This is a genomic window from Bradyrhizobium sp. SHOUNA76, from assembly GCF_023006445.1.
GTDB lineage: Bacteria > Pseudomonadota > Alphaproteobacteria > Rhizobiales > Xanthobacteraceae > Bradyrhizobium.
The window spans coordinates 1-1,563 of record NZ_JALBHA010000839.1; the positions used below are offsets into that span (position 1 = coordinate 1).

Consider the following 1,563-nt stretch of genomic DNA (forward strand, 5'->3'; position numbering starts at 1 on the left):
CCGCTGCTCGCCGACTTCCACCGCCGCTTTCCCGCCGTGCGGCTCTCCTTGCGCACCGCAACCACGGCCGACCTCGTCGCAGGCGTGCTCGAAGGTGCGCTCGACGGTGCCTTCGTCGCAGGTCCGATCGCGCATGTCGACCTCACTGCGACGAGCGCCTTCCGCGAGGAGCTGGTGCTGGTCAGCGCACGGCGCTGGACTTCGCTTGCCGAGCTGCGCGCCGGCACGCCGGAGTCCGGGCCGACTGCGCTGGTGTTCCGCACCGGCTGCACCTACCGCCAACGGCTCGAGCAGATCTTCGTCGATTTCGGCTGGCCTTCGGCCGCACGCTTCGAGCTCGGCACGCTCGACGGCATGATCGGCTGCGTCGCCGCCGACATGGGCGTGACGCTACTGCCCCGTGCGGTCGTCGAACGTAGCGCCATGAATGGCAGCGTCTCGATCCACGCGTTGAGCGCCTCGCATGCGCGCGTCGAGACGCTCTTCATCCAACGCTGCGCCGGACATCGAACCAGCGCACTCTGCGGTTTTGCCGCATGCCTGAAGCAGGACGAAGACGTCATCGCGGCCTGAGGTGCCACCGCCGCAGCGCGACGACGGACCAGATCGCTTCGACCAGGCCGAACGGCCAGGCGCCCTGGAGAAAACCGTAGGCCGAGCCGAGCGCGCAGGACGCCGCGAACAGCAGCACGAACCAATGGCTGCGCTCTTCCATCGCATAACAGACCAGCATCGCCGTCACGGCGAACAGGCCGAATAATGTCAGCGCATCCATGTTCCGGGTTCACTCCGCAGCGCGACGCGTGATATGCGCTACGCCATGCCGGCTCTTATCCTGCCTCTCGTCGATGCTGCAACCCACTGGCCCGGACGCGGTGCGCTGGTCGGGCTTGATCTCGGCACCAAGACCATCGGCGTTGCCGTGTCCGACCCGGACCGGCGGCTTGCGACCGGCGTCGAGACGGTCCAGCGCAAGGCGTTCAAGCAAGACGCCGCCCGCCTTCTCGCGATTGCCGCCGAACGCAAGGCGGTCGGTTTCGTGCTGGGCCTGCCCATCAACATGGACGGCAGCGAGGGCCCGCGCGCGCAATCCACCCGCGCCTTCGCCCGCAACCTAGCCGGCCTGACCGTGCTTCCCATCGGCCTCTGGGACGAGCGCCTCTCGACCGCGGCGGTCGAGCGCGAGCTGATCGGCATGGACGTCAGCCGCGCCAAGCGCGCCGAGGTGATCGACGAGCATGCCGCGATCTTCATCCTGCAAGGCGCGCTCGACCGCCTCGCCAATCTTCGCGCCGCCTCGGGGACTGACTGATCCATGGCCGTCGTGATCGCGGCGCTGCTGCCGGTCTTCATCCTCATCGTGCTCGGTGTCGTGCTGAAGCGCAGCCTGATGCGGCTCGACACGCAATGGCACGGGCTGGAGCGGCTGACCTATTTCGTGCTGTTTCCGATGCTGCTGATCCAGACGCTGGTGAAGGCCGACCTTTCCAAGGTGCCGGTCGCCGGCGTCGGCGGCGCGCTGCTGCTGTCGGCGCTCGCGATGTCGCTGCTCTGCCTCGCGCT

General features: G+C 68.1%; 3 protein-coding genes and 1 pseudogene. 3 read left to right on the top strand and 1 reads right to left on the bottom strand.

Annotation, left to right across the window (positions count from 1 at the left end):
• Positions 1–573 (top strand): LysR substrate-binding domain-containing protein (locus MOV74_RS37735; RefSeq protein WP_246932537.1); only part of this gene is annotated, 573 nt, incomplete at its 5' end.
• On the opposite strand, the gene MOV74_RS37740 is transcribed toward MOV74_RS37735, so the two are convergent.
• Entirely contained in the window at positions 560–775 is a 216-nt protein-coding gene (locus MOV74_RS37740) for a hypothetical protein (protein ID WP_246932540.1), read from the bottom strand. The genes MOV74_RS37735 and MOV74_RS37740 overlap by 14 nt on opposite strands.
• A 45-nt stretch (positions 776–820) precedes the next feature.
• On the opposite strand from MOV74_RS37740, the gene ruvX reads away from it, so the two are divergent.
• Together ruvX and MOV74_RS37750 are read left to right on the top strand one after the other, a co-directional pair.
• Positions 821–1,312, top strand: a complete 492-nt coding sequence (gene ruvX, locus MOV74_RS37745) for a Holliday junction resolvase RuvX (RefSeq protein WP_246932543.1) — start codon at positions 821–823, stop codon at positions 1,310–1,312.
• Positions 1,313–1,315: 3 nt separating this feature from the next.
• Positions 1,316–1,563, top strand: a pseudogene (locus MOV74_RS37750) (AEC family transporter); the annotation flags it as partial.